The organism is Thermoflexus sp. (assembly GCF_034432235.1).
Classification (GTDB): Bacteria; Chloroflexota; Anaerolineae; order Thermoflexales; family Thermoflexaceae; genus Thermoflexus.
Window position 1 is genome coordinate 40279 of sequence record NZ_DAOUCJ010000050.1, and the last position, 22136, is coordinate 62414.

Below are 22136 nucleotides of genomic sequence, written 5' to 3' on the forward strand. Positions count from 1 at the left end.
CAATCCCCGAGGTGGATTAGACCCTGCGGGTCGGCAGGGGGGAGGAGATGGCGACGATCCGGGATGTGGCCCGGCGGGCGGGGGTCTCCCCGGCTACTGTCTCCTATGTCCTGAACAACTCCGGGCCGGTGCGGCCGGAGACCCGGGAACGGGTGTTGCGGGCCATCGCCGAGCTGGGCTACCATCCCCACGCCGGAGCCCGACAGCTGAAACGCCGCCGTTCTGACACCATGGGCCTGATCCTTCCCACCGGCGAGCGCCGCCTCAGTGACCCCTTCTTCCTGGAGCTCATCCATGCCCTCGGGGATGCCTGTGCGGATCACCACCTCGATCTCCTGATCGCCACTTGTCGGGACCCCGCCGCCGATCTCCGCCTGATCGATCGTCTCTATAAAGGCCGACGGGTGGATGGCTTCCTCCTCATCGACCTCCAGCGCCAGGATCCCCGCATCCCGCATCTGCAGCAGGCCGGCATCCCCTTTGTGGCCTTCGGACGCGTGGAGGGCAACGGCGAGTTCCCCTGGGTGGATGTGGACGGCGCGGCCGGGATGCGGGAGGCCGTAGCCTTCCTGGTCGGGAAGGGACACCGCCGCATCGCCTACCTGAGCCCGCCCCTCTCTTTCACCTTCGCCTACCATCGCTTCCGGGGCTACCAGCAAGGGCTGATCGAAGCGGATCTCCCCTTCGACGAGACCCTGGTCCGGATCACCCGCCTGACCATGGAGGGCGGCTATGAGGCGGCGTGGGCGCTGCTGCGGGAGGGCATTCGGTTCACCGCCCTGATCGCCGCCACCGACCTGATGGCCCTCGGGGCAATGCGCGCCCTCCATGAGGCCGGCCGGACGCCGGGGCAGGATGTCGCGGTGATCGGTTTCGATGACATCCCGATGGCCGCCCAGGCCCATCCGCCCCTCACCACGCTGCGCCAGCCCATGGACCAGATCGGCCGGGCCCTGGTCCGCGCCTGGCAAGCGGCGGTGAACGGCGAATCCCTGCCTCCCACCCTGATCCCGCCGACCCTGATCCGCCGGGAATCCGCCTGAATCGCGCCCGGAGGTCGCACGGAGGGTTCTTCCTGCGCCTGGAAACTGAAACGTTTCGAACGGAGCCATCGATGCGGCTGCCACGGGATTACTATCACGCGTTTCTGGGGAACGGGCATGACGGGGTGCTGATCGGTTACACCGGGGCGATGGTGCCGGACCGCCCGCCGAACGGCTGGCACCCCTATCTGGATCGCTGCCAGTGGTATAAGTCCGATCGCTACTATCCGGAGGACCGCCTGGTGGATGTCGTCCCTCCGCGCCACCCACCCTTCGCGGCGGCCTTGCCGAAGACGGGGAAGCCGTGGGCGGAGCTGGCTCCCCTGGGTTACACCGCTTACGAGGTGGAGGTGGAGGGCCAGGCCGGGCAGGTGCATGGATTCACCCAGACCTTTATCCCGGAGGAGGGGACGGTTTACACGACGGTGGATTGGGGGGTGGCCCGGGCGGAGGTGACCACGTTCCTGTGTCCGGACCGTCCACTCCTGGTGATCCGCTACCGCTTCAACCGGCCGGTTCGCCTGCGGGTCCGGGCCGCGCCAGGCGTATGGCAGGAGGAAGGTCACGAGACGGATCCCTTCGATGCGCTGACCTTCCTGAATGGGCGTCCGGCGGCGTTCTACCGCCTGGGCCCCTATCAGGGCTTTATCGAAGTGGCGCTGGCGGAGGCCCAGTGCGGGGGTCGTGAGGGAAAGGTCTGGTGGCTGGAAGGGGAGGGGACCGCCTTCACCCACTACTTCGCCATCGTCGATGATTATGCGGGCCCTCTGGACACCGAGATCATCCCCCGGGCCATGGCCGAGGGGCCGGAGGCGCTTCATGCGCGCACCCGAGCGTTCTGGCGGGACTATTTCGCCGCCTCGCGTTTTGAGCTCCCGGATCCGGCCTTCGAGCGGGTCTACCGGACCAGCCGGTATTTGTTCAAGGCGATTCAGAACCCGATCTCGGGCGGGCTCCCGGTGGGCAACCTGCGGCTGACCTGGTCTTCTCACTTGTTCTGGGATGCCTATTTCATCCACCGGGCGCTGCTGGAGGCCAACCATATCGCGGAGGGAGAGGCGGCCATCCGCTTCTTCCTGCGCACCCGGGAGGCGGCCGAGCGCCACGCCCGGGAGGATTTCAACGCCCCCGGCCTGAAATGGGACTGGGAGCTTACCCACCGGGGCGAGCCGGCCTATGGGATCTGGGTGCACCAGAAGGAGCAGGTCCATAACAACGCTGCCTACGCCAACATGCTCTTCCAGCTATACGCGTTCACCCGGGACCGCCGCCTCCTCGAGCGGGTTTTCCCGCTGCTGGAAGGGCTGGCGGTTTTCTTCCTGCACGCGGTCGTGGAGGAGACGCCGCGCGGCTTCGAGATCCGCCCGATGGTTGGGGTCGATGAGCGGCCGGTGCGGGTGCGCAACGAAGGGATCACCCTGGCGGGGACCATCCGGCTGCTGGAACGGTATGTCCAGGCCGCCCGCCTGCTGGGCCGGGCGGATGGGCTGATCGAGCGGAGCGCCCAAGCCGCCACCGGGCTTCGCCGCACCCTGGGCCGCCTCTACAACGGGCGTTATTTCCAGGCCTCGGAAGAGGAGGACCATCTCAACATGAGCAGCCTGGCCCCCATCTACCCGATGGAAGTGATCCCGCCAGAAGATCCGCGGGCGATCCGGACCGTTCGGGCTTACCGCGAGCGATATGCCGGACGCATGGTGGGCCATGGCAACAACGAGTGGGGGTTCCCATGGGCGGCTGCGGTGCTGGCCACCATCCAGGCATGGCAGGGGGATGGCGAAGGCGCATGGCAGACGTTGCAGGAGATCCGCCCCGCTTTCTCCATGCACGGGGGGATCGCGGAGACCGTGGACGACGAGGGGCGATGGAACATGCAGTATTTTGGGACGGCTCATGGGGCCCTGTGCACCGCGCTGCACCACCTGGTGGTTCAGACCCGGGAGGACGGGATTCGGATCGCGACGAGCCTGCCGGCGACCTGGGAGAGGGGAGCCTGGGAGAACTGGCGGGCCCACGGTCTGCTCCTTTCCGGGGAATGGGATCGCCGGCGGAATCACCTCGAGGCCTCGCTGCGCAATCCGACCGGGGAGCCCATCGCCATACAGTTGCGGATCGGCCGGATGGACGGGGAGCTCACTGTCGCGCCGGGCGAGGCGCGACGGATCCAAACCTCTCTATTCTGAAAGGAGGCTGCCATGAAAAGGTTCCTGCTCCTGCTCGCCGTTCTCGCTCTGGCTGTGACGGCCTGCGTGCCGGCGGCCACGCCCACCCCCGCGGTCACCCGGGAGGTGGTGGTGACCCGGGTGGAGGTCACCAAGGAGGTGGAGAAGCCCAAGATCACGGTGCGGCTCTCCGGCTGGGCGGCCAACCCCCAGGAGACGGCCCTGCTGGAATCTCTACTCTATCGCTGTTCCCTGAAGAACCCGGATGTCGTCGTCAAATACGAGCCGATCACTGGGGACTACTGGGCCAAGATCAAGACCCTGGTCGCCTCTAAGGAGGAACCGGACATCTACTATATGGACATCTTCCAGTTCCCCTTCTTCGTCTCCAAGGGCGTCCTGGTGCCCCTGGATGACTATATGGCGAAGTCCGGCGTGAAGAAGGAGGACTTCATCAAGACCCTGATCGACGCCTTCACCGGGCCGGACGGCAAGGTCTACGGCATCCCCAAGGACTTCAACACCCTGGCCCTGTTCTACAACAAGGACCTCTTCGCCAAGGCGGGGATCCCGGAGCCGAACGAGAACTGGACGTGGGATGACCTGAAGAACGCTGCCCGCAAGCTTTCGGATCCGGCGAAGGGCATCTACGGCCTGGGCGTCCCGGCCGACCCTGGGCGCTTCCCGATCTTCGTTTTCCAGAACGGCGGGCGCATCATGACCCCGGATTTCAAAGACACGCTGCTGGACAGCCCAGAGGTCATCGAGGCGGCGAAGTTCTACACCTCCTTCCGGGCGGAGAAGATCGGGGCGATCCCGTCCGATGTGGGGGTGGACTGGCAGGGGACGGCCTTCGGTCAGGGGAAGCTGGCGATGGTCTTTGAGGGCGGGTGGTTGATCCCCTACCTCCGGGAGCAGTTCCCGAACCTCAAGTGGGGCGCCACCTTCCCGCCGAAGGGCCCCAAGGGGCGCGGGAACCTGATCTTCACCGTGGCCTACGTGATCTCCAAGAACAGCAAGAACCCGGAGGCTGCCTGGAAGACCATCGAGTGCCTGACCAGCGAGGAGAGCCAGACGGTGGTGCTCTCCACCGGCTTCGCCCTGCCGTCTCGCGCCAAACTTACGGAGCATGAATACTTCAAGACCCACCCGGAATCCCTGGTCATCTTTAAGGGGGCGGAGTTCGGCACGCCCTTCATGTGGGGCCTGCGAGGCGATGTGGTGAACGAGCAGATGGGCAAGGCCCTGGAGCGGATCTACCTGGAGGGCCAGGATGTGGGGGCCAGCTTCAAGCAGGCCGCCGAGGAGGTCCGCAAGGCCCTCAAGGAGCAACAGTAAGCCGCAAAGCGCATCCGGCGGGGTGGGCGGGTATGAGCTCCCGCCCACCCCGCATCATCCGAGGGGAGGACAGGATGCCCCGGATCCGTCGCCGTCAGTTAGGGGAGTGGGTCGCCGCTTACGTCCTGCTCTCGCCCTATCTTTTCGTTTTCCTGGTTTTCAACGTCTTCGCCATCGCTTACGCCCTCTATCTCTCCTTCACCTACTTCGACTTGTTCAGCCCGCCCCGCTGGATCGGGCTGGGGAATTACCTCTATCTGCTCCGGGACGCCTTGTTCCTGCAGAAGGCGATCCCTAACACCTTAAAATACGTAGCGGTGGTGGTGCCGGTGCAGACGGTGATCAGCCTGCTTCTGGCCTTCGCCCTGGATCAAGAGATCAAGTTCCGCCGTTTCTTCCGCACCCTCTTCTATGTCCCCTCGGTGACCTCCTCGGTGGTGATCAGCCTGATCTTCCTCTGGCTGTTCAAAAAGACGGGAGTGATCAACCAGATCCTGGGCCTCTCCATCGACTGGCTGAACAGCCCAACTTTCGCCCTGCCAACCATCATGATCGTGAACATCTGGGCCACTACGGGGACCATGATGGTGATCTTCCTGGCGGGCCTCCAGGACATCCCGGTCACTTACTATGAGGCGGCGATGATCGATGGGGCGAACCGCTGGCAGATGCTCCGCCACATCACCATCCCCCTGCTTCGCCCGGTGATTTTCTTCGTCGTCACCATGGGGGTCATCGGCTGCTTCCAGGTGTTCGACCAGATCTACGTGATGACGGCCGGGGGACCCCTGGATTCCACCACCACGATTGCTTACCTGATTTACAAGTGGGCCTTCCAGAGCACCACCCCCTTCATGGGGCGGGCCTCGGCCGTGGCCTTCGTGCTGGCCGGGATGATCCTGATCGTGACCGTGATCCAGCGCCGCCTGATCGAGCGCCCAGCGGAGGTGTAAGATGGCTGTGGAAGCGATGGCCCCCGCCAAGCCTGTCGTTCGCTATCGGGATGAGTTCGCATGGTGGGATCGGATCAAGAAGCCGATCTTCTACGGGGTCCTGATCGGATGGTCCGTCGTCGCTGCGACGCCTTTCTTCCTGACCGTGGTTTTCTCCCTCAAGCCCCTCACACACCTCTATGAGCCGCCATTCCTCCTGCCGATCCCTTTCACGCTGGAAAACTACCTGAAGGTGGTCACCGAGTTCCGGCACCTTTTCCCCCGCTGGATGCTCAACAGCGCCTTCGTGGCCGGGCTGCTGGCGGTGGTCCGCACCCTCTTCTGTGCCATGGGGGGCTATGCCTTCGCCCGGCTCCGCTTCCCGGGGCGGGATCTCCTCTTCTGGGCCATGCTGGTCACGATGATGATCCCCGGCCAGGTCACATTGATCCCGAACTTTCTGATTATCCGTCAGATGAAGCTCCTGGACAGCCTGATGGCCCTGATCGTGCCGGGGATCGCCGGGGCCTTTGGGGTGTTCATGATGACCCAGTTCTACAAGAACCTCCCCCGGGAGCTGGAGGAGGCGGCGATGATCGATGGGGCCGGATGGTTCACGATCTTCTTCCGCATCGTCCTGCCCATCAGCCGGCCGGCCCTGCTGACGCTGGCCCTATTCACCTTCCAGGGGGAGTGGAACGCCTTCATGTGGCCCCTGATCGTGCTCAACTCCCCGGAGAAATTCACCCTGCCCCTGGGCCTGAGCTGGTTCAAAGGGGAATATTACACGGTTTACTCGGTGGTCCTCGCCGGGTCGATGTTCAACAGCGTGCCGATCCTGCTGCTCTTCTTCCTGTTCCAGGGCTATTTCACCCGGGGCATCGCCCTCACGGGGCTGCGGGAAGGGTAGGGATACCGGCGCTCACGGTTCGAGCAGGCAGAAGGCCATTTCAGCAACGTAAACCTCGAACGTGTGGGGCTGTGGCGGAGCAGGCCGCATGGCGAACCTATCGTTCTCCTCTGAGTGGCAAGAAGCGAGCGCTCACAGCGGCACTCCCTCATCCTCGATTCGCTGGCGAAGCGACGGCGAGGCATCCTCCAGCCGCACCACATCGATGGGGAATTCGGGGTCCAGAGCCTGGAGCTGGCCGACCGCCCGGCACAGATCCCGCTCCGCCAGACCGACAACGGCCAGATCGATGTCCGAACGCTCATCCAGTGGATCGCGGACCAGGGAGCCGAAGGCCCAGACTTACGCACCAGTTTTCTCACCCTGAAAGAGCGAGCTCCGATGGATCTCCCTCCGAACCCGACGGCTTTTGCAGGTCTCCTTCTGAAAGGCAGGGGAGAACCTTCCAGCGATAGACGCCGATGGCCAGAGCTCGTCCGAATCCCGAGAGGGCAAACAACGGATAAAAGCCCCATCCGGCGGCGATCCATCCCCCCGTCGCGGCCCCCAGGGCTGCCGATATCCCGGAGACGAGATTGTAAAGGGCCGCATAGCGGGGCCGGGTTTCCGGAGGCGAGAAGGCGAGGAGAGTATTCAGGCTGCACAGCTCGAAGCCGGCCCACAGGAAGCCGGCCAGGGCGTTGATCGGGAGGACGTGCCACGGCGAGCGAGCCAGCAGCCATGCCCATGGGAGCAGAGGGATCCAGACACCTGCCCACAGCAACCCTCGAGGGGCACCGATGCGATCGCTCCAGCGCCCGAAGACCCACTGGCCGAGCAGGGCCGTTAGCGTCGACACCATGGAGAGCAAGCCGACCGTGCGGGCATCTGCTCTCAGGTTCCGGACCAGGTGGACGTTGAAGAAAGGGCCGGCCAGGAAGACGGCGAAGTTCCATGTCCCGGCCATGGCCAGATAGCGAAGGAATGCTGGCTGTTGTCGGACCTCACGCCATGGAGGCAGTCGTTTGCCTCGCACCACGCCGGGGCCGATCTCCGGGATGCTGGCGAACAGCATCCATCCGATCCCCCCTACCAGAAAAGCGATGGCGAAGGCGGCCTGATAACCCTGGACGCCGCCGAGGGCGGTGATCATGGCGCCGGCGGCTGCAACCCCGGCCAGGGCCGCCAGTCCGCTGCCGATATTCCGCCAGCCGAAATAGCGTCCTCGAATCTCCCGCGGCACCCAGTCGCCTGCCAGGCTGGTCCATGCCGGCAATCCCAATCCCCACAAGCCGACGCGCAATGCCCCTGTGAGGACGATCAGGCGGACCGCCGGAGGGCCGGAGAGAAAGAACGGCATGAGAGCCCAGAGCAAGAGATTCGCGCGGGCGAGGCCTACGGACATCATCACCAGCGCCTTGCGATGGCCCCAGCGCTCGGCCAGGCGGGCCCCCGGGATCAGGAGAGCCGCGTAGATCAGCTGGGCCAGGCCATTCAGCCAGCCGATCTCCCGCGGTCCAGCGCCCATGGTCAGGGCGAAGAGGGGCACGTAATCCACCACAAACGCATCGGAGAGACGGGCCAGCACCCCATCCCACCAGAACCGGCGCAGGATGCGGGAACGGCCCGCCGCCGATTCCTGCCACCATGGCACGGCCATAGAGATCGCCTGAAGGCTTCGGAAGACCGAACGGAAGGGCATGGACAAGCACTCCTTGATCCGATCATCGCCGAACTATTGTAAAAGCGACGGGGCGCTCTGCGAACCGTCCGTCTTCCGGTATCATGGGATCCGCATGCGCGAGAAATCCAAAGGGAGCCCACGGCCGATGGATCTGCGGAAAGCCCTTCTGGCCCTCCGCTTCGTGGGTCTGCGCACCACCCTCCGGGCCGTGCGTGCGGCGCGGGAGCGAGATCGATGGGAAGGCAGAGTCCTGCCGGCTGTTCCCGCGGCCTGGCGGATGGTGAAGCCTCTGGAAACGATGGAACCGCTTCCGGACGGCGCCCGCTTCGCCGGGCCGGACGCCGAGCTGGAGATTCGCTTCCTGGCCCCCGACGTCGTCCGCCTCACCTGGACCCCCGGCGTCCTCCCGCTGCCTTACGCGGTGGTCCGGGAGCGCCTGACGGAGGCGTCGGTCTCCCACAAGAGGCACGCGGAAGGATGGTCCCTGGAGAGCGCGGCGATGCGCCTGGAGATTCGGGCCGACGGAGGGATCCACTTTCGGGATCCCTCGGGGACGATCTGGCGGGAGGAGGAGCCGCCGGCGCGCGCCGGGGAAGCGTGGCGCCATCGAGTCCGGCTCGGCCCGGAAGAGCGGATCTACGGCCTGGGCGAGCGGGCCACTCCCCTGAACCGGCGGGGTCGGATCTACCGCATGTGGAACCGCGATCCGGGCGGAAGCTACGGCCCCGGGGCGGATCCCCTTTATCTGAGCGTTCCCCTCTGGCTCAGCCTGGGCCCGGAGGGAAGCTACCTGGTCTTCTATGAGAACCCCTTTGAGGCGATCTTCGATCTGGGCGCGACCGAGCCGGATGTCGCCTGCCTGACGTTCGCGGGGGGAGCGCTGCGCTATTTCGTCTGCATGGGGCCTCCAGATCAGGCGTTGGCGCGTTATACCGCCCTCACCGGACGCCCTCCCATGCCGCCCCGCTGGGCGCTGGGCTTCCATCAGTCCCGCTGGAGCTACGAGAGCGCCGACGAAGTGCGGACGGTGGTTCAGGGGTTCCGGGACCACGATCTCCCGCTCCATGCGATCCACCTGGACATCGATTACATGGACGGTTACCGGGTGTTCACCGTGGATCGCCGACGGTTCCCCGATCTCCCCGGATTGATCCGCGAGCTGGAAGGGCAGGGGGTCCGAACGGTGGTGATCCTGGATCCGGGGGTGAAAGTGGATCCGGGCTACTCCGTTTATCGGGAAGGGATGGCACACAGCCGGTTCTGCCGTTTGCCGGACGGGAGCGTTTACCGCGGGCTGGTGTGGCCGGGCTGGTGCGTCTTCCCCGACTTCACCGATCCGGGAGTCCGGGAGTGGTGGGGAGATCAGTATCGATCCTTTGTGGAGATGGGCGTCGCGGGCTTCTGGCATGACATGAACGAACCCACGACCTTTGTCGCGTGGGGGGAACCCACATTCCCCCGTGGGGTGCGCCACGCGATGGAGGGACGGGGAGGGGATCATCGGGAGGCGCATAATCTGTATGGCTTGCTGATGAACCGAGCGGCGTGGGAAGCATTACGACGGCTGCGCCCGGAGCGGCGTCCCTTTCTGCTCACCCGCTCGGGATGGGCGGGGATCCAGCGTTACGCGTGGAACTGGACGGGAGACACGGAGAGCACATGGGCGGCGCTGCGGCAGACGATCCCTACGGTCCTCGGACTGGGTCTCTCTGGCATCCCATATACGGGACCCGATATCGGGGGGTTCAGCGGGGCACCGACCGTGGAGCTCTTCGTCCGCTGGTTCCAGGCGGCGACGTTTATGCCCTTTTTCCGAAACCATGCGGCGAAGGGCACACCGCGGCGCGAGCCCTGGGTCTTCGGCGAGCCCGCCCTCTCCATCCTCCGGGAATTTCTCCGCCTGCGCGTCCGCCTGCTGCCGTATCTTTACACTCTGGCCTGGGAGGCGGCACAGACCGGGGCTCCGCTCGCGCGTCCGCTTTTCTGGCTGGATCCGAAAGATCCAGCCCTCTGGGAGATCGAGGATCTGTTTCTCCTGGGCTCCGCCCTGCTGGTGGCGCCGGTGATGGAGGAAGGGGCGCGTTCACGGGCGGTTTTTCTCCCTGCGGGGGAGTGGTATGACTTCTGGAGCGATCGGCGCTTCGCCGGCCCGGGGGTTGTGGAGGTAGAAGCCCCTCTGGAGCGCATCCCGGTCTTCGTCCGGGCAGGAAGCATCCTGCCGATGGCGGAGGACAGGCTCACCCTGCATCTGTATGGGCCGTCCGATGGGGAAGGGGAGGGCATCCTGTATCAGGACGCCGGGGACGGCTTCGGTCCCTATCGGGTGGATCGGTTCCACGGGCAGTGGGAAGAAGGCGTGCTGCGCATCCGCCGCATATGGGAGGGGGATCTCCCGTGGCCCGAGGGGGGTCTTCGGCTTCGGATCCATGGGGTCGCTCCGGCCCGTGCCCACGCCGATGGGCGTCCTGTTCCGGTGGAGGGGCAAACGGTCATCGCCCCTCTCTTTGAGGAGCTGATCGTGGAGATCGACTCCGCATGAATCGGGGCTATGCATCGATGGGCAATCGGCCTCGCAAGGCGCTCCGCGTCGAACGTCGGCCGCTCACGCCGATTGGAAATCGGCCTCGCGAGGCGCTAACGTGCCTCGCGTCGGCGCAGGCCGACGCGAAGATGTTTTCGGCCGGCGCAGGCCGGCCGGTGGCCGGAGGCCCATGGAGGTCGAATTCATTCGACTCATATATCGCGGAGGCGGACAGGATGCGATGGGGAATTCGGGAGCGACGCTTGCGGGAGACGCTGGTGGAGATCGGAGCCCGGCTATACGCCCGCGGCCTGGTCTCTGCAAACGATGGGAACTTCTCGGCCCGTCTGGATGAAAGGCGCATCCTGATCACCCCTCGGGGGCGGAGCAAAGGGCGCTTGCGCCCGGAGGATCTCGTGGTCATCGATCGGGAAGGCCGGGTGATCCAGCCCGGGCGCGGCATGGCCATGCCCTCCTCGGAGTGGCCCATGCATGTGGAGGCTTATCGGCAGCGTCCGGATGCCGGCGCGGTCCTTCACGCGCATCCCCCCTTCACGGTAGCCCTCACCGTGGCGGGCGTGCCGTTCCCCTCCGAGGTCCTGCCTGAAGTCGTGATGACGGTAGGGAAAGTGCCGACCGCCCGGCTGGCGATCCCCAGCTCCGAGGATGACGCCCTGGCCATCCGGGAGTGGATCCGGGAGCACGATGCCGTGCTGTTGCCCCACCATGGGGTGGTGACCGTGGGGCGGACCGTGGAGGAGGCCTGGGTGATCCTGGAGCGGATCGAGTATGCGGCGAAAGTTTATCTGCTGAGCCGGGTGCTGGGGGAGGCCCGGCCGCTGCCCCCGGAGTTCCTGACCGCCCTGGTCACGGCGGGCTAATCCCCAGGGCAAGCCCGTAGCCGGCGTGAAGGACGGGGTGTGCACGGAACCCATGGGGGATCGAACCCAAACCTCGACGTCAAGGCAAAAGGTCCTAAAAGCCGGAATGCCCTGGCGGATCCCAGGATGCCCATGATAAATAAAATGGGGCGGGAGATCCCGGATGGGGTTTACGGTTCGGGATTTTAACGATCCGATTCGCCTGCTGGACCGGCACCCGGAGTGGGTAGAGGCCCTGCGTCAGCGTCTGCTGACCCGGGAGCTGCTGACGTCCCCCCGGACCCTTGCTCCCGCGGAACACAAACCCTCATGAGAGAATCCTCATAGCCTGTCAGCACACATCATATTTTGCAAAACTTAATTTAAGAGAGATAATATATGAGCAAAAATCGTCTTTTATCTGGAATTATCTTAGAAAATGTTCTTTTCAAGCCCAAAGAGGCTGCGCGACTGCTACGGGTGACGGAACGCTGTCTGCGTGGATGGGCGCAATCGGGCAGGATCGCTGCCGTTCGAACGGCGGGTGGACACTATCGATATCCGCTGGAGTCGATTCTACAGGTCCTGCGGGATCGAGGAGTTTCAAACCCTTCTGTGGACCGCGGCGTTGCTTTATATGCGCGCGGTCACCGGTATAGACAGATCCAGGAACAATTCCGGATGCTCCGGCGGGCCGCATCGGAGATCGGCTATCCGGTGGTGTATGAGGAATACGATCTGCAGCGCGGCCATCAGCTGGGGGTGGGGCTTCAGCGTCTTCTGCTGCTGGCCCGGGAGAGAGCGTTTCGAGCGGTGCTGGTGACCTCTTACAGCCGGCTGGGGTGGTTGGGGGCGGCGGATCCGCGCTTTTTCCATCTGGTGTTCGCGCTCTTGGGGGTGCAGCTGGTTTCGCTTTCGCCCATGGAGGAATCCGTGGAGCCTGAGGAGCTTCTGGATGATTTTCTCTGTTTGCATCAGGCCCTTGCGGAATATCTGAACGTGCGAGGGAGAAAGGCCAATCGGAAGATCATGAGGGCGCTGGAGCGCATTCGAAAGGATTATGTGCGGGGGGAGGACGCGGTGTAGATGGCGTTCGCCATGAGGCCTCTATATGATTGGCATAAGGTATGTTAAACAAATCAAAATTGCCACGGAACCCAGGACCCCCGCCGGCCTACCCCACCCCGTTCGTCCCCTGGATCGCCCTGCTGCGGGTTTACAATAGAGCGGGCGATCGCTCCAGGAGATTCCCCGGGCCGATCCTAGCAAGCCCCAAGACGGAGGAGACGTCGCGATGGAAGAAACCTTCGAGGGTCGATGGTTCGTCTACCCTTCCCTCCTCGCGGTCGCCAACGGCCTGCGGGCGGCGCGAGCCGGAGCCTGAAGAGCGCTTCCAGGGGGGACCCATGACCGAGGCGCTGGGCCTGCGCAGCGCGGTGCTGGCTTTCCTGGAGGGCCTGGCCGTCCGCTACGGCCGGCGTCCCCGCACGATCCAGACGTATCGAACCGCCCTCCAGCGTTTCCTGGAATATCTATCGGCGCTGAATGTGGATCCCGATCAGCACACGACGGCAGATCTGGACCCCGGGATCGTGCGGGATTTCATCACCTATCTGGAGGGACGATACCGGGAGGAAGGCCGGGCGCTGCCGACGGCCACCCGCCAGACCTATCTGGCGGCCCTGGTGGGCTGGGTGAACTTCCTCCTGGATGAAGGCCTGTGGAGGCTGCCGGCGGAGGAAGCCCGCCGGCTGGTACGGGAGCTGCGATCGCAACGGGGGCGGCCCTCCCCTCCCCTGCCCCGGCTCCCCCGGGAGGAGGTGCTGGAGGCGCTGCTCCGGGCAGCCCGCTCCCGGCCGGCCGCGCGCTCCCGCCGGAAGGAACTGCTCCGCCTCCGGGACCTTGCCCTGCTCCTGGTCCTGCGCAGCAGCGGGATCCGGGTGGGCGAGCTGGTGGCTCTCCGGCGGGGCGATTTTGACCCCGCTCAGGGGATCCTGTGGGTGCGTCACGGGAAAGGTGGGAAAGAGCGACTGGCGTTCCTGGATCGCGCCGCTGTGCAGGCCCTTCAGGCTTATCTGCAGGCCCGGGATGCCGGAGCCCGGGGCAAGGCGGTGGATCACCGGCCGCTGTTTGCCCGGCACGATCGGGGCGCGGGGGATGCCGTGCGACCCCTGACCCCGGAGGGGGTTCGGCGGGCGCTGATGGCCCTGGCCCGGGAGGCTGGCCTGGAGGAAGCCCTCACGCCCCACCAATTCCGCCATTATTTCGCCACGCGGATCCTGGAGGCCACGGGCGATCTGGCCGCGGTTCAGGATCTGCTGGGGCATGCCTCCCCGACCACCACCCGCCGCTACGCCCGGGTCTCTCCGAAGCGGCTCCGCGCGGTCCACCGCCAGGCCTTCGAAGGATCGGAGCCGGATCCATGATCCAGATCTATCCAAGGGAAGCCCATCATGCTTCCTGTGCGGCGAGACGTTCGCCAAAGCGAATGCCCATCGTCAACTCGCCGCGCGTGGGCGCATGCGGCTACACGGGCCCCTTCGATGAGTCCCTGCGTTTCGAGGAGAGGATGCCGGTCGGCAAAGGATGACAGGAGATTTCGGCCGCCGGAAACCGCTGGCCGAACGGGTTTGCATGACTTCCGTTTTCCGGTCAAAATGAACATGGCCTGAAAAACTTCCAGGGGGTGGCGCATGGCCGAGGCGCGGAAGCGATGGCCAGAGGAGGCGCGGACCCATTTGCGGGCGGCTTCCCGGGAGCTCCAGGAGGCCATGAAGGCGATGCTCCCGGAGGGCTTCTGGCGGCATCTGCGCGCCGCCCGCCGGGAAACCCTGCTGGCGTTGCGCACGGCCCTGGATGCATGGCTGGAGGAGGAAGAGCGGCCGCAGACCGGCCCTCGACCCTCCTGAATCCAGGAGACCCCGGATGAGGGAGCTCCTGGACTTCACGGGCCGCCGGATCCGTCTGACCGCGGAGCGCTGGTCTCCTATCCAGGAACACCCGGAGATGCGGGAACAGGAGAATCGAATCGCTGAGACCCTCCGGGAGCCGGATGGGGTCATCCTCAGCCGCCGGGATCCATCGGTTATTCTCTATCACGAATTTTTCCGGTTTCAAATGCCTCCTGATCGGGGGGATATCCGTGTTGTTCACCTTTGCCGCCGCAGCGGGCGGAGCCCCCACAGCAGCCACAACCCCCCGATCCCGAACAGCACCCCGGCCAGCGTCACCTGCTGGTTCGCGAACGCGAACAGCGCCAGCATCACCCACACGAACCCGGTGATCTGCCAGACCAGTCGCTGAAACCCCTCCGCGATCAAAATCAGCGTCTCCCGGGCCTCTGGGAACGTCACCTCCCAGCGGATCTCCCCCGCCAGGGACCGTTCGAGGAAGCGCCCCAGATCCAGGGGGATCCGCAGGAGCGGGCGCAGGATCTCGAAGACCTGCTCGGACAGAGAAGGTGCCTCCTCTTCCAGCAGACGCCGGGCAAAAGGTTCCGCCTCGGTGAAGAGATTGAAGTCCGGATCCAGTCGAGTGACCAGCCCGGCCAGCAACCCCAGGGTGCGCCCGAGCAGCAGAAATTCCTGGGGGATCTGGAAGGGGAAGCGCAGCAGCAGCTCGCGGAACTCCAGGAAGAGCACCTTCGCCTCCCGGAGGGACCATTCCCGCAGCTGCGCCATGGAAAGGCCCCATATGTGGTCAAGCAGGCGTTCCACCGCCTGGGCAATCGCTTCCAGATCCGCTCCCGGCAGCAGGAACCCCAGGGCATGCATGGCGCGGACGATCCGCCGGGCATCCCGGGTTCCCAGACCGATGGCCGCCTCCCGCAGCCAGCGGCGGGCCTCCGGGGAGATCCGCCCGACCATGCCGAAATCCACAAAGGTCAGTCGGAAGGGACGACCCTCATCGGCCGGCATCCCGCCCTCCATGGGCTCCACGAAGAGATTGCCGGGGTGGGGATCCGCATGGAAGAAGCCATCGTAGAAGATCTGCCGCAGATACGTCTGGTAGAGCCGCCGGGCGACGGCCCCCCGGGAGATACCCGCCGCTTCCATAGCGGCGAGGTCCGTGATCTTGATCGCCGCTACATCTTCCAGGACCAGCACCCGCCGCCGGATATGGGACCAGAAGGGCCGCGGGATGCGGATGCCCGGATCGTCCGCGAAGTTCCAGGCGAACTGCTCGGCATACCGGGCCTCCGCCATGTAATCCAGTTCCATCGCCAGCGTGCGGGCGAACTCCTGCAGCAGGCGATCCAGATGGACCCGCCGGCGCAGGGGCGGATAGAGAGAGAGGATCCGCGCGACGGCGGTCAGGGCGGCCAGGTCAGCGGCGAGCAGCCGCTCGATGCCCGGCCGTTGCACCTTCACCATCACCGGCGTTCCATCCGGAAGCCATGCCCGATGGACCTGCCCCAGGGAAGCTCCGGCGGTGGCCTCAGGCTCAAAGGACTGGAAGGCGACTTCCAGGGGTTCCCCCAGCTCGGCCTCGATCACTGGACGGATGCGCTCGAAGGGCTCCGCTGGCACCTCATCCTGGAGCTGGGCCAGCTCTTCGATGACGAAATCCGGCAGCAGATCCACCCGCGCGCTCAGGAACTGGCCCAGCTTGATCAGCGCCCCGCCCAGCTGCACCGCCAGATCCCGGAACGCCGCCGCCCAGCCCCGATAGCGCCGGGGCGCTGTCCCTCGAACCCATGAGGGGCGCAGCCGCCGCAGGAGAAGTTCCCACACCACGATATGAATCAGCAATCGCAGGGCGAAGCCCAGCACCTGGAGGAACCGCGTATAGGCCATGGGATCCCCCTTCCGGTTCCCGGTGTCCCTGAATTGTGGACCAGCGGGGGAGCAGGGGGCAACCTCCGCGCCGGCTGCCTGAACAAAGACATCGAGGGGAAAATAGGGAAGAGATCCCTGCCTCGGGGAGTCCCGCATGGAGATTCCCAGCCCATCCGCCCGTCTTTACCTGAAACCCGAACACGACCGGCCGGTCCGCCGCCATCACCCGTGGATCTTCTCGGGAGCCCTGGGCCGTCTGGAGGGCCTGGTGGAGGATGGCGGCCTGGTGGAGGTCTTCACCTTTGAGGGCGAATGGCTCGCCCGAGGCTATCTCAACCGCCGCTCCCAGATCCTGGTCCGCCTGCTCACCTGGGACCCCCAGGAGGCGATCGATACATCCTTCTGGCGGCAGCGCCTGGAGCGGGCGGCCCGGGCCCGCCAGGCCCTGCGCCTGGAGGAGCGCGCCACCGCCTATCGCCTGGTCTTCGCCGAGAGCGATGGGCTGCCCGGGCTCATCGTCGACCGTTACAACGATTTCCTGGTTCTCCAGTCCCTCACCCTGGGGATCGAACGCTGGAAGCCCCTCCTCGTTCGCCTGCTCCAGGAGCAGTTCCAGCCCCGGGGCATCTATGAGCGAAGCGACGTGGAGGTGCGGGAGAAGGAAGGGATGCCGCCCCGATGCGGGCTCCTCGTGGGCGAGGCCCCGCCGGACCGGCTCATCATCTCCGAGCATGGGCTTCGCTTCTATGTGGATCTGCTGCGGGGGCACAAGACGGGCTTCTATCTCGATCAGCGGGAGAACCGTCACCGGGCGGCTGCCTATCTCAACGGCGCGGAGGAAGTCCTCAACGCCTTCTCCTACACCGGCGCCTTCGCCGTCTATGCCCTGGCCGCCGGAGCTCGACAGGTGGTGAATGTGGACACCTCGGGGGAAGCGCTGCAACTGGCCCTTGAAAACATCCGGCTGAACGGCTTCGATCCAGGACGGGTGGAAAACGTGGAGGGGGACGCCTTTCAAGTGCTGCGGCGCTTCGCCGCCGCGGGGCGGCGGTTCGATGCGGTGATCCTGGATCCCCCCAAGTTCGCCTATGCTCAGGCCCACCTGAACCGCGCGGCCCGCGGCTACAAGGACATCAATCTCCAGGCCCTGCGCCTGATCCGCCCCGGCGGTTTGCTGATCACCTTCTCATGCTCGGGCTTGGTCTCCCCGGAGCTCTTCCAGAAGATCGTCTTCGCCGCCGCCGAGGACGCGGGACGGGAGGTCCAGATCCTGGAGAAGCTCTCCCAGGCTCCGGATCACCCCATCCGCCTTTCCTTCCCCGAATCCGAATATCTCAAAGGCCTGATCTGCCGGGTCTGGTGAAGCGCCCGGGCCACGTCATGCCGCGCCATGCGGAGCCTTCCGGTATAAAATGGGAACAGCAACGATGGAGAAGGGAGGCCGGGATGGGTGTGGCGCTTCCCCTGCGCCGGTTCACGGTGGAGGAATATCACCGGCTGGCCGAGGCCGGTATCCTGAGGGAGGACGAACGGGTGGAACTCATCGAGGGAGCGATCCGCGAGATGCCACCGATCTCCAGCGCCCACGCAGGTGCAGTAAACCGTCTGCTGGATCGACTGTTCTCCCTGCAGGCGAAGGGGCAGGGGATCGTGAGCGTGCAGAACCCCATCCGTCTGGGTCCTTATTCGGAGCCGCAGCCGGATCTGGCGCTGTTGCGGCCGCGGGCGGATTTCTATGCCTCCGCCCATCCCGGGCCTTCGGATGTGCTGCTGGTCATCGAGGTGGCGGAGTCCTCCGCCGATTACGATCGGGAGCACAAACTTCCCCTTTACGGCCGGGCGGGGATTCCGGAGGCCTGGGTGGTGGATCTGGCCCGGGGGGAGGTGGTGGTGGGGCGGGATCCTTCCCCGGAGGGCTATCGGGCGATCCGGATCGCCCGGCGGGGCGAAGTCCTTTCCCCCCTCGCCTTCCCCGACCTCGCCCTCCCCGTCGCGGAAATCCTGGGGTAAGCGGATGGCGGATCACACGCGGTGGACGGTGATCCGGCGGAGCGCTTCCAGGAACCGATCGATCTCCTCCAGTGTGTTGTAATGCAGTGCGCCCACGCGCACCAGCCCCCCCTGCCCTTCCACGCCGAGGCGCTCGGTCACGCCCAGGGCGTAGAAATTCCCGTCCCATACATAGACTCCCTCTCGCCCCAGCGCCTCCGCGATCTCCCGGGGATGCCGATTCCGGATCCGGAAAGAGACGGTCGGCACCCGCTCCGCCCAGCGCGCCATCGTGCGGATGCCGTAGACCGTGAGGCCGGGGATCTCCTCCAGTCCTTCCAGCAGCCGCGCGCACAGCGCTTGCTCGTGCTCCCGGATCTTTCCCATCGCCGCGCGGATCGCCGCCCGCCGGGAGGGGTCCGCTGGGCTTCCGAAGCGCCGGCCGATGTCCGCCAGGTATTCGATCGCGGCGATCAGCCCGGCCAGCCCCTCGTGGTTCTGCGTCCCCGTCTCAAAGGCCTCGGGCGGGTGATCCGGTGCCGGGCGCACTTTATAGGGGCGGAGCGCCATCAGCCGATCCTTTCGGCCATACAGGACCCCCACATGGGGCCCGAAGAACTTGTAGGCGGAGCAGACCAGGAAATCGCAGCCCAGCTCCTGCACATCGATGAAGAGGTGCGGCGCCGCGTGGACGGCGTCCACGTAGACCCAGGCGCCGACCGCGTGAGCCATCTCAACGATGCGGCGCACCGGGTTCACCGTTCCCAGAGCGTTGGAAGCATAGCCCACGGCCACCAGACGGGTGCGCTCGGAGAGCGCCCGGGCCAGCCCCTCCAGGTCCAGCGTGCCATCCTCCGGGTGGAAATCCACCCAGCGGATGATGGCTCCTTGTTCCTCCAGGGCCAGCCAGGGCGCGACGTTGGCGTCGTGATCCAGCCGGGTGACCACGATCTCATCCCCGGGGCGCAACAGCCGGCCGATCGCCCGGCTGATCTGAAAGGTCAGCGTGGTCATATTCGGGCCGAAGAGGATCTCCTCCGACGAGGCGCCGAGGAGGTCGGCAGCAGCCTGTCGGGCCCCCGCCATCAGGGTATCGACCCGTCGGCTGGTGGGGAAGGCCCCATGGGTGTTGGCGTTCGCTTCCACCATGGCCCGGGCCATCGCCTCGATCACGCGTTGGGGCGCCTGGGAGCCTCCCGGGCCATCCAGGAACACCGGGACCTTCCCCTCGATCTCCTGCCCGAGGGCAGGGAACTCCTTCCGGATCTCCCAGACCCATTCCGCGGTGGCCATCGCGGGACCTCCCATAGGGGATTGGGCTTCGGGCTTCGCAGGCGGTTGCCTTGCCGATCCTCAGGAGCGCGGAGGGCCTCCGTCCAGGGTCCCCTGCCGGAGGAGCCCCCGGATCAGCGGCTCCATCCGCTCGAGGACGCGAACCGGAAAAGTGAGCTGGCCCAGCCAGAGATCCGATAGGGGAACCGGACCCATGCGTGGCACATCGCCTACTCCGTAGCGGGCCAGCAGGATCAGGTTCCAGGTTACAGCGACCAGGCTGAACATGAGGACTGGCCGCATTCCCCAGCGTGCTCGCCCGGCCTCGTAGAGTGCCGCCAGCCCGAGGGCGAACCCGGCGAACAAACCGGTCAGCAGCCGCGGCCCGAAGGCGGCTGCTCCGGACCAGGCGCTCCACGAGCCGACAATATAGATCTGAACGATGGTTTGCGCCAGGATGAAATAAGCCCATCGGGGGCGGGCGCGCCGGAGCGGCCCGATCAGGCCCAGCAGGGCGAAGGCGGCGATGGGGGTCCAGAGGAAAAGACCCCGGTTCGTGGAGAACAGTACCTTTAGCAGATGGGGGGCGCGCCAGTCGAACGATCCCGCTCCCGCGATCCCGTAGGGATTCCCCACCACCCACTGTCCAAACACGATCCGCCAGACAATCATCTGAGGCAGGAAGCCGATCCCTGCCCCGATCCCCAGGGCTGCCAGCCGGAGTGCCCCTTCCCGTGGCATTTGGCGAAGCCGCGCCAGATCCTCCAGCGCTGGCCACATCAGCAAGGTCACATTCTGATAGCGCACCATCGCTGCCAGCCCGCCGATCAGCCCCAGCCGCAGCCGGGTCCAACCGGTGGGCGCGTTCGCCCGGGCCCATTCCCACAAAAGCAGGGCGTTGACGAAGAAATCCGGCGCGTGGGCCATGAAAGGATGAGCGGACATATAGAACACCAGCGGCGAGGCCAGCCACGCGGTCAGGATCCCCCCGATGGCGCAAGCAGGGGAAGCGATCCGACGGGCCATCTGCCGGAGCAGTTCCAGGCCGATCAGGGTGTAGAGGGCGGATCCCAGGGCGGTTAGTATGAAGTAGGGCGTGCTGTATCCATCGGCCTCCCCGGGGATCCCCAGCGCCTTCCCGAGATGGATGATGAGATGAGCGGTGAAGAAGAAAGGGGACCACAGCAACGCTGGCCCGATTGGCCATTCATTGATCCGATGCCCCGTGGGCGAGATGCCGCGCTCGCTGGCGTATCCGAAGTGAGCGAATTCCTCGCTGACATCCAGGCTGTGGCGGATCGCCGCCGCGCGCAGCCATGCGTAATACGCGACGGTATCCATGCCGTGCAGCTGCGGGCGGAAGAGAAGCAGGAGGATCCCAAGCCAGGTGCCGATGAGGAGCGCTCGATATCGGGTCTCCTTCATGCGGATGGTTTCCCCCACAACTCATAGGCCAGCAGGATCCATAGCCCCAGCGCCCCCAGCGTTCCCATGTCCAGCAGGGGTGTCCACCCGATGAAGGCATGCCAGGCTATTCCCCAGAGGGCGATGGCGCCGATGCTCATGGCCATGGCGGCATGCCAGACTCGGGAACGCTGGCCGGCCTGGCGGAGCAGGGCGCAAAGGGCCAGACTGAGCATGACGCCGTGATGATACCATGTCCCCGGGTTGGCCAGGAAGACGGCGGCCGTCGTCCATGCGGACCGATCCGCAAAGGGCTCCCGGGGCGTTCCGGGCCGGCCCAGTCCGGCCAGCGTCAGGAGAACGAGCGCGCCGGCCATGGCCCCACCGATCCAGCGGGCGGCGATCGGCGCATCGATCAGCGCGAATCCGTAGGGATGGCGGGTCAACCAGCGGATGGCCATGGAGGGCAGGTTCTGAGCGGGCGGATATGCGCTGCCTCCGCCGGCCATTGGCGCTTGAAGGAACCCCAGGGCGGGCGGGCCGAAGACCATGGCGCTCGCCCCCATGGCGAGGGCGATCCCCAACGTCAGTCCCCTCAGCGCCCGCCATCGACCCTCCCAGAGCAGGAGGCCGGCCACTCCGATGGCCAGCGGCTTCAACATCAGGCTCATCCCCAGCAGGAACCCTCCCCTTCCCTCATGTCCCTGTCGGATCGCCTGGAGGGCGAGGACGGCGAGCAGGGCGACCATCGGATTGACCTGGCCGGCGTAGAGGCTGACCAGGAACGGCGGGAAGAGCCCGACGCTCATCCGGATCAGCGCTCGCCGTTGGGGACGATGGGGCTCCCCGAAGAGGCGCGCCGCGGCCTCTGCCGTCAGCAGCGCGCCCGCGGCCTGAAGGGCGATCCACAGCCCCATCCCTCGATCGGGGAATGCCAGCATGGGGAGAACCAGCAGCGCGGTGAACGGGGGGTAGCGATAGGGCATCGTGTAGCGCTCGAACCCCAGGGCGGCGGCAGCCCGCGCGTAGTCGGCTTCGCCCCACTGGTAGACGTTTTCCCCGTGTCGGAACCCCCAGGCTGCCATTGCATAAGGGGGGTAATCCACAGGGGAATGGCGCAGGAGGATCCACGTCACTGCCGCCATATAGGAGAGAACAAGGGCGATCTGGCTGAGAAGCTCCATGCTGTTGATGCGCTTCATTGCTGATGATTCTGCTCCCTGTAGTTCCTTCGACTATATTACAGCTCAATCCATGGGGCTCG

The 22136-nt window shown here is 65.7% G+C and carries 18 protein-coding genes and 2 pseudogenes; 14 read left to right on the forward strand and 6 right to left on the reverse strand.

Features of this window, described 5'->3' with window-relative positions; translation table 11 throughout:
- Positions 1–47 precede the first annotated feature (47 nt).
- The 5 genes from VAE54_RS05965 to VAE54_RS05985 all read left to right on the forward strand — a co-directional run bounded on the left by VAE54_RS05965 (position 48) and on the right by VAE54_RS05985 (position 6385).
- A complete protein-coding gene (locus VAE54_RS05965) occupies positions 48–1043 on the forward strand; it encodes a LacI family DNA-binding transcriptional regulator (protein WP_322801029.1) in 996 nt (331 codons plus the stop codon).
- Between the two features lie 71 nt (positions 1044–1114).
- Positions 1115–3226 (forward strand): glycosyl hydrolase family 95 catalytic domain-containing protein, encoded by a 2112-nt coding sequence (locus tag VAE54_RS05970; RefSeq protein WP_322801030.1) that lies wholly within the window; start codon positions 1115–1117, stop codon positions 3224–3226.
- Between the two features lie 12 nt (positions 3227–3238).
- Positions 3239–4543, forward strand: a complete 1305-nt coding sequence (locus VAE54_RS05975) for an ABC transporter substrate-binding protein (protein ID WP_322801031.1) — start codon at positions 3239–3241, stop codon at positions 4541–4543.
- A gap of 74 nt (positions 4544–4617) precedes the next feature.
- Positions 4618–5496: a sugar ABC transporter permease gene (locus VAE54_RS05980; RefSeq protein ID WP_322801032.1), complete on the forward strand. Its 879-nt coding sequence runs from the start codon at positions 4618–4620 to the stop codon at positions 5494–5496.
- Between the two features lies 1 nt (position 5497).
- Positions 5498–6385 (forward strand): carbohydrate ABC transporter permease, encoded by an 888-nt coding sequence (locus VAE54_RS05985; protein WP_322801033.1) that lies wholly within the window; start codon positions 5498–5500, stop codon positions 6383–6385.
- A 132-nt stretch (positions 6386–6517) separates the two neighbouring features.
- Here VAE54_RS05985 and VAE54_RS14560 read toward each other — a convergent pair.
- A pseudogene (locus tag VAE54_RS14560) lies at positions 6518–6715 on the reverse strand (nucleotidyltransferase family protein); the annotation flags it as partial.
- A 28-nt stretch (positions 6716–6743) separates the two neighbouring features.
- On the reverse strand, positions 6744–8066 hold the full coding sequence (locus tag VAE54_RS05990; protein WP_322801034.1) for an MFS transporter: 1323 nt from the start codon (positions 8064–8066) through the stop codon (positions 6744–6746).
- A 127-nt stretch (positions 8067–8193) separates the two neighbouring features.
- Here VAE54_RS05990 and VAE54_RS05995 point away from each other — a divergent pair, with 127 nt between their 5' ends.
- The 7 genes and pseudogenes from VAE54_RS05995 to VAE54_RS06020 all read left to right on the forward strand — a co-directional run bounded on the left by VAE54_RS05995 (position 8194) and on the right by VAE54_RS06020 (position 14338).
- Positions 8194–10587: a TIM-barrel domain-containing protein gene (locus tag VAE54_RS05995; RefSeq protein WP_322801035.1), complete on the forward strand. Its 2394-nt coding sequence runs from the start codon at positions 8194–8196 to the stop codon at positions 10585–10587.
- 218 nt (positions 10588–10805) lie between these two features.
- Positions 10806–11450: a class II aldolase/adducin family protein gene (locus VAE54_RS06000; RefSeq protein ID WP_322801036.1), complete on the forward strand. Its 645-nt coding sequence runs from the start codon at positions 10806–10808 to the stop codon at positions 11448–11450.
- A 163-nt stretch (positions 11451–11613) separates the two neighbouring features.
- On the forward strand, positions 11614–11763 hold the full coding sequence (locus VAE54_RS06005) for a hypothetical protein (protein WP_322801037.1): 150 nt from the start codon (positions 11614–11616) through the stop codon (positions 11761–11763).
- Positions 11764–11828: 65 nt separating this feature from the next.
- Positions 11829–12014: pseudogene (locus VAE54_RS14565) on the forward strand (helix-turn-helix domain-containing protein); the annotation flags it as partial.
- A 96-nt stretch (positions 12015–12110) separates the two neighbouring features.
- Positions 12111–12515, forward strand: coding sequence for a hypothetical protein (locus VAE54_RS06010; RefSeq protein ID WP_322801038.1), 405 nt, complete (start codon positions 12111–12113; stop codon positions 12513–12515).
- A 320-nt stretch (positions 12516–12835) separates the two neighbouring features.
- Positions 12836–13855: a tyrosine-type recombinase/integrase gene (locus VAE54_RS06015; RefSeq protein ID WP_322801039.1), complete on the forward strand. Its 1020-nt coding sequence runs from the start codon at positions 12836–12838 to the stop codon at positions 13853–13855.
- A 267-nt stretch (positions 13856–14122) separates the two neighbouring features.
- On the forward strand, positions 14123–14338 hold the full coding sequence (locus tag VAE54_RS06020; RefSeq protein WP_322801040.1) for a hypothetical protein: 216 nt from the start codon (positions 14123–14125) through the stop codon (positions 14336–14338).
- A 240-nt stretch (positions 14339–14578) separates the two neighbouring features.
- Here VAE54_RS06020 and VAE54_RS06025 read toward each other — a convergent pair whose 3' ends face one another.
- Complete coding sequence (locus VAE54_RS06025; protein WP_322801041.1) at positions 14579–16225, reverse strand: ABC1 kinase family protein; 1647 nt, start codon at positions 16223–16225, stop codon at positions 14579–14581.
- 136 nt (positions 16226–16361) lie between these two features.
- On the opposite strand from VAE54_RS06025, the gene VAE54_RS06030 reads away from it, so the two are divergent.
- Positions 16362–17570, forward strand: a complete 1209-nt coding sequence (locus tag VAE54_RS06030) for a class I SAM-dependent rRNA methyltransferase (protein ID WP_322801042.1) — start codon at positions 16362–16364, stop codon at positions 17568–17570.
- A gap of 83 nt (positions 17571–17653) precedes the next feature.
- Positions 17654–18217, forward strand: coding sequence for a Uma2 family endonuclease (locus tag VAE54_RS06035; RefSeq protein WP_322801043.1), 564 nt, complete (start codon positions 17654–17656; stop codon positions 18215–18217).
- A gap of 12 nt (positions 18218–18229) precedes the next feature.
- Here VAE54_RS06035 and VAE54_RS06040 read toward each other — a convergent pair whose 3' ends face one another.
- Genes VAE54_RS06040 through VAE54_RS06050 form a run of 3 tightly spaced genes read right to left on the reverse strand, consistent with a single transcriptional unit; the run spans position 18230 to position 22074 of the window.
- Positions 18230–19489 (reverse strand): cysteine desulfurase-like protein, encoded by a 1260-nt coding sequence (locus VAE54_RS06040; protein WP_322801044.1) that lies wholly within the window; start codon positions 19487–19489, stop codon positions 18230–18232.
- Positions 19490–19549: 60 nt separating this feature from the next.
- Complete coding sequence (locus VAE54_RS06045; protein WP_322801045.1) at positions 19550–20893, reverse strand: hypothetical protein; 1344 nt, start codon at positions 20891–20893, stop codon at positions 19550–19552.
- On the reverse strand, positions 20890–22074 hold the full coding sequence (locus VAE54_RS06050; protein WP_322801046.1) for a glycosyltransferase family 87 protein: 1185 nt from the start codon (positions 22072–22074) through the stop codon (positions 20890–20892). Before VAE54_RS06050 ends, VAE54_RS06045 begins: the two co-directional genes overlap by 4 nt.
- Between the last annotated feature and the right edge of the window lie 62 nt (positions 22075–22136).

Coding starts and splice junctions, on each gene's coding strand:
- VAE54_RS05965 (WP_322801029.1), top strand. CDS start 48: ATGGCGACGATCCGGGATGTGGCCCGGCGGGCGGGGGTCTCCCCGGCT.
- VAE54_RS05970 (WP_322801030.1), top strand. CDS start 1,115: ATGCGGCTGCCACGGGATTACTATCACGCGTTTCTGGGGAACGGGCAT.
- VAE54_RS05975 (WP_322801031.1), top strand. CDS start 3,239: ATGAAAAGGTTCCTGCTCCTGCTCGCCGTTCTCGCTCTGGCTGTGACG.
- VAE54_RS05980 (WP_322801032.1), top strand. CDS start 4,618: ATGCCCCGGATCCGTCGCCGTCAGTTAGGGGAGTGGGTCGCCGCTTAC.
- VAE54_RS05985 (WP_322801033.1), top strand. CDS start 5,498: ATGGCTGTGGAAGCGATGGCCCCCGCCAAGCCTGTCGTTCGCTATCGG.
- VAE54_RS05990 (WP_322801034.1), bottom strand. CDS start 8,066: ATGCCCTTCCGTTCGGTCTTCCGAAGCCTTCAGGCGATCTCTATGGCC.
- VAE54_RS05995 (WP_322801035.1), top strand. CDS start 8,194: ATGGATCTGCGGAAAGCCCTTCTGGCCCTCCGCTTCGTGGGTCTGCGC.
- VAE54_RS06000 (WP_322801036.1), top strand. CDS start 10,806: ATGCGATGGGGAATTCGGGAGCGACGCTTGCGGGAGACGCTGGTGGAG.
- VAE54_RS06005 (WP_322801037.1), top strand. CDS start 11,614: ATGGGGTTTACGGTTCGGGATTTTAACGATCCGATTCGCCTGCTGGAC.
- VAE54_RS06010 (WP_322801038.1), top strand. CDS start 12,111: ATGCTCCGGCGGGCCGCATCGGAGATCGGCTATCCGGTGGTGTATGAG.
- VAE54_RS06015 (WP_322801039.1), top strand. CDS start 12,836: ATGACCGAGGCGCTGGGCCTGCGCAGCGCGGTGCTGGCTTTCCTGGAG.
- VAE54_RS06020 (WP_322801040.1), top strand. CDS start 14,123: ATGGCCGAGGCGCGGAAGCGATGGCCAGAGGAGGCGCGGACCCATTTG.
- VAE54_RS06025 (WP_322801041.1), bottom strand. CDS start 16,225: ATGGCCTATACGCGGTTCCTCCAGGTGCTGGGCTTCGCCCTGCGATTG.
- VAE54_RS06030 (WP_322801042.1), top strand. CDS start 16,362: ATGGAGATTCCCAGCCCATCCGCCCGTCTTTACCTGAAACCCGAACAC.
- VAE54_RS06035 (WP_322801043.1), top strand. CDS start 17,654: ATGGGTGTGGCGCTTCCCCTGCGCCGGTTCACGGTGGAGGAATATCAC.
- VAE54_RS06040 (WP_322801044.1), bottom strand. CDS start 19,489: ATGGCCACCGCGGAATGGGTCTGGGAGATCCGGAAGGAGTTCCCTGCC.
- VAE54_RS06045 (WP_322801045.1), bottom strand. CDS start 20,893: ATGAAGGAGACCCGATATCGAGCGCTCCTCATCGGCACCTGGCTTGGG.
- VAE54_RS06050 (WP_322801046.1), bottom strand. CDS start 22,074: ATGAAGCGCATCAACAGCATGGAGCTTCTCAGCCAGATCGCCCTTGTT.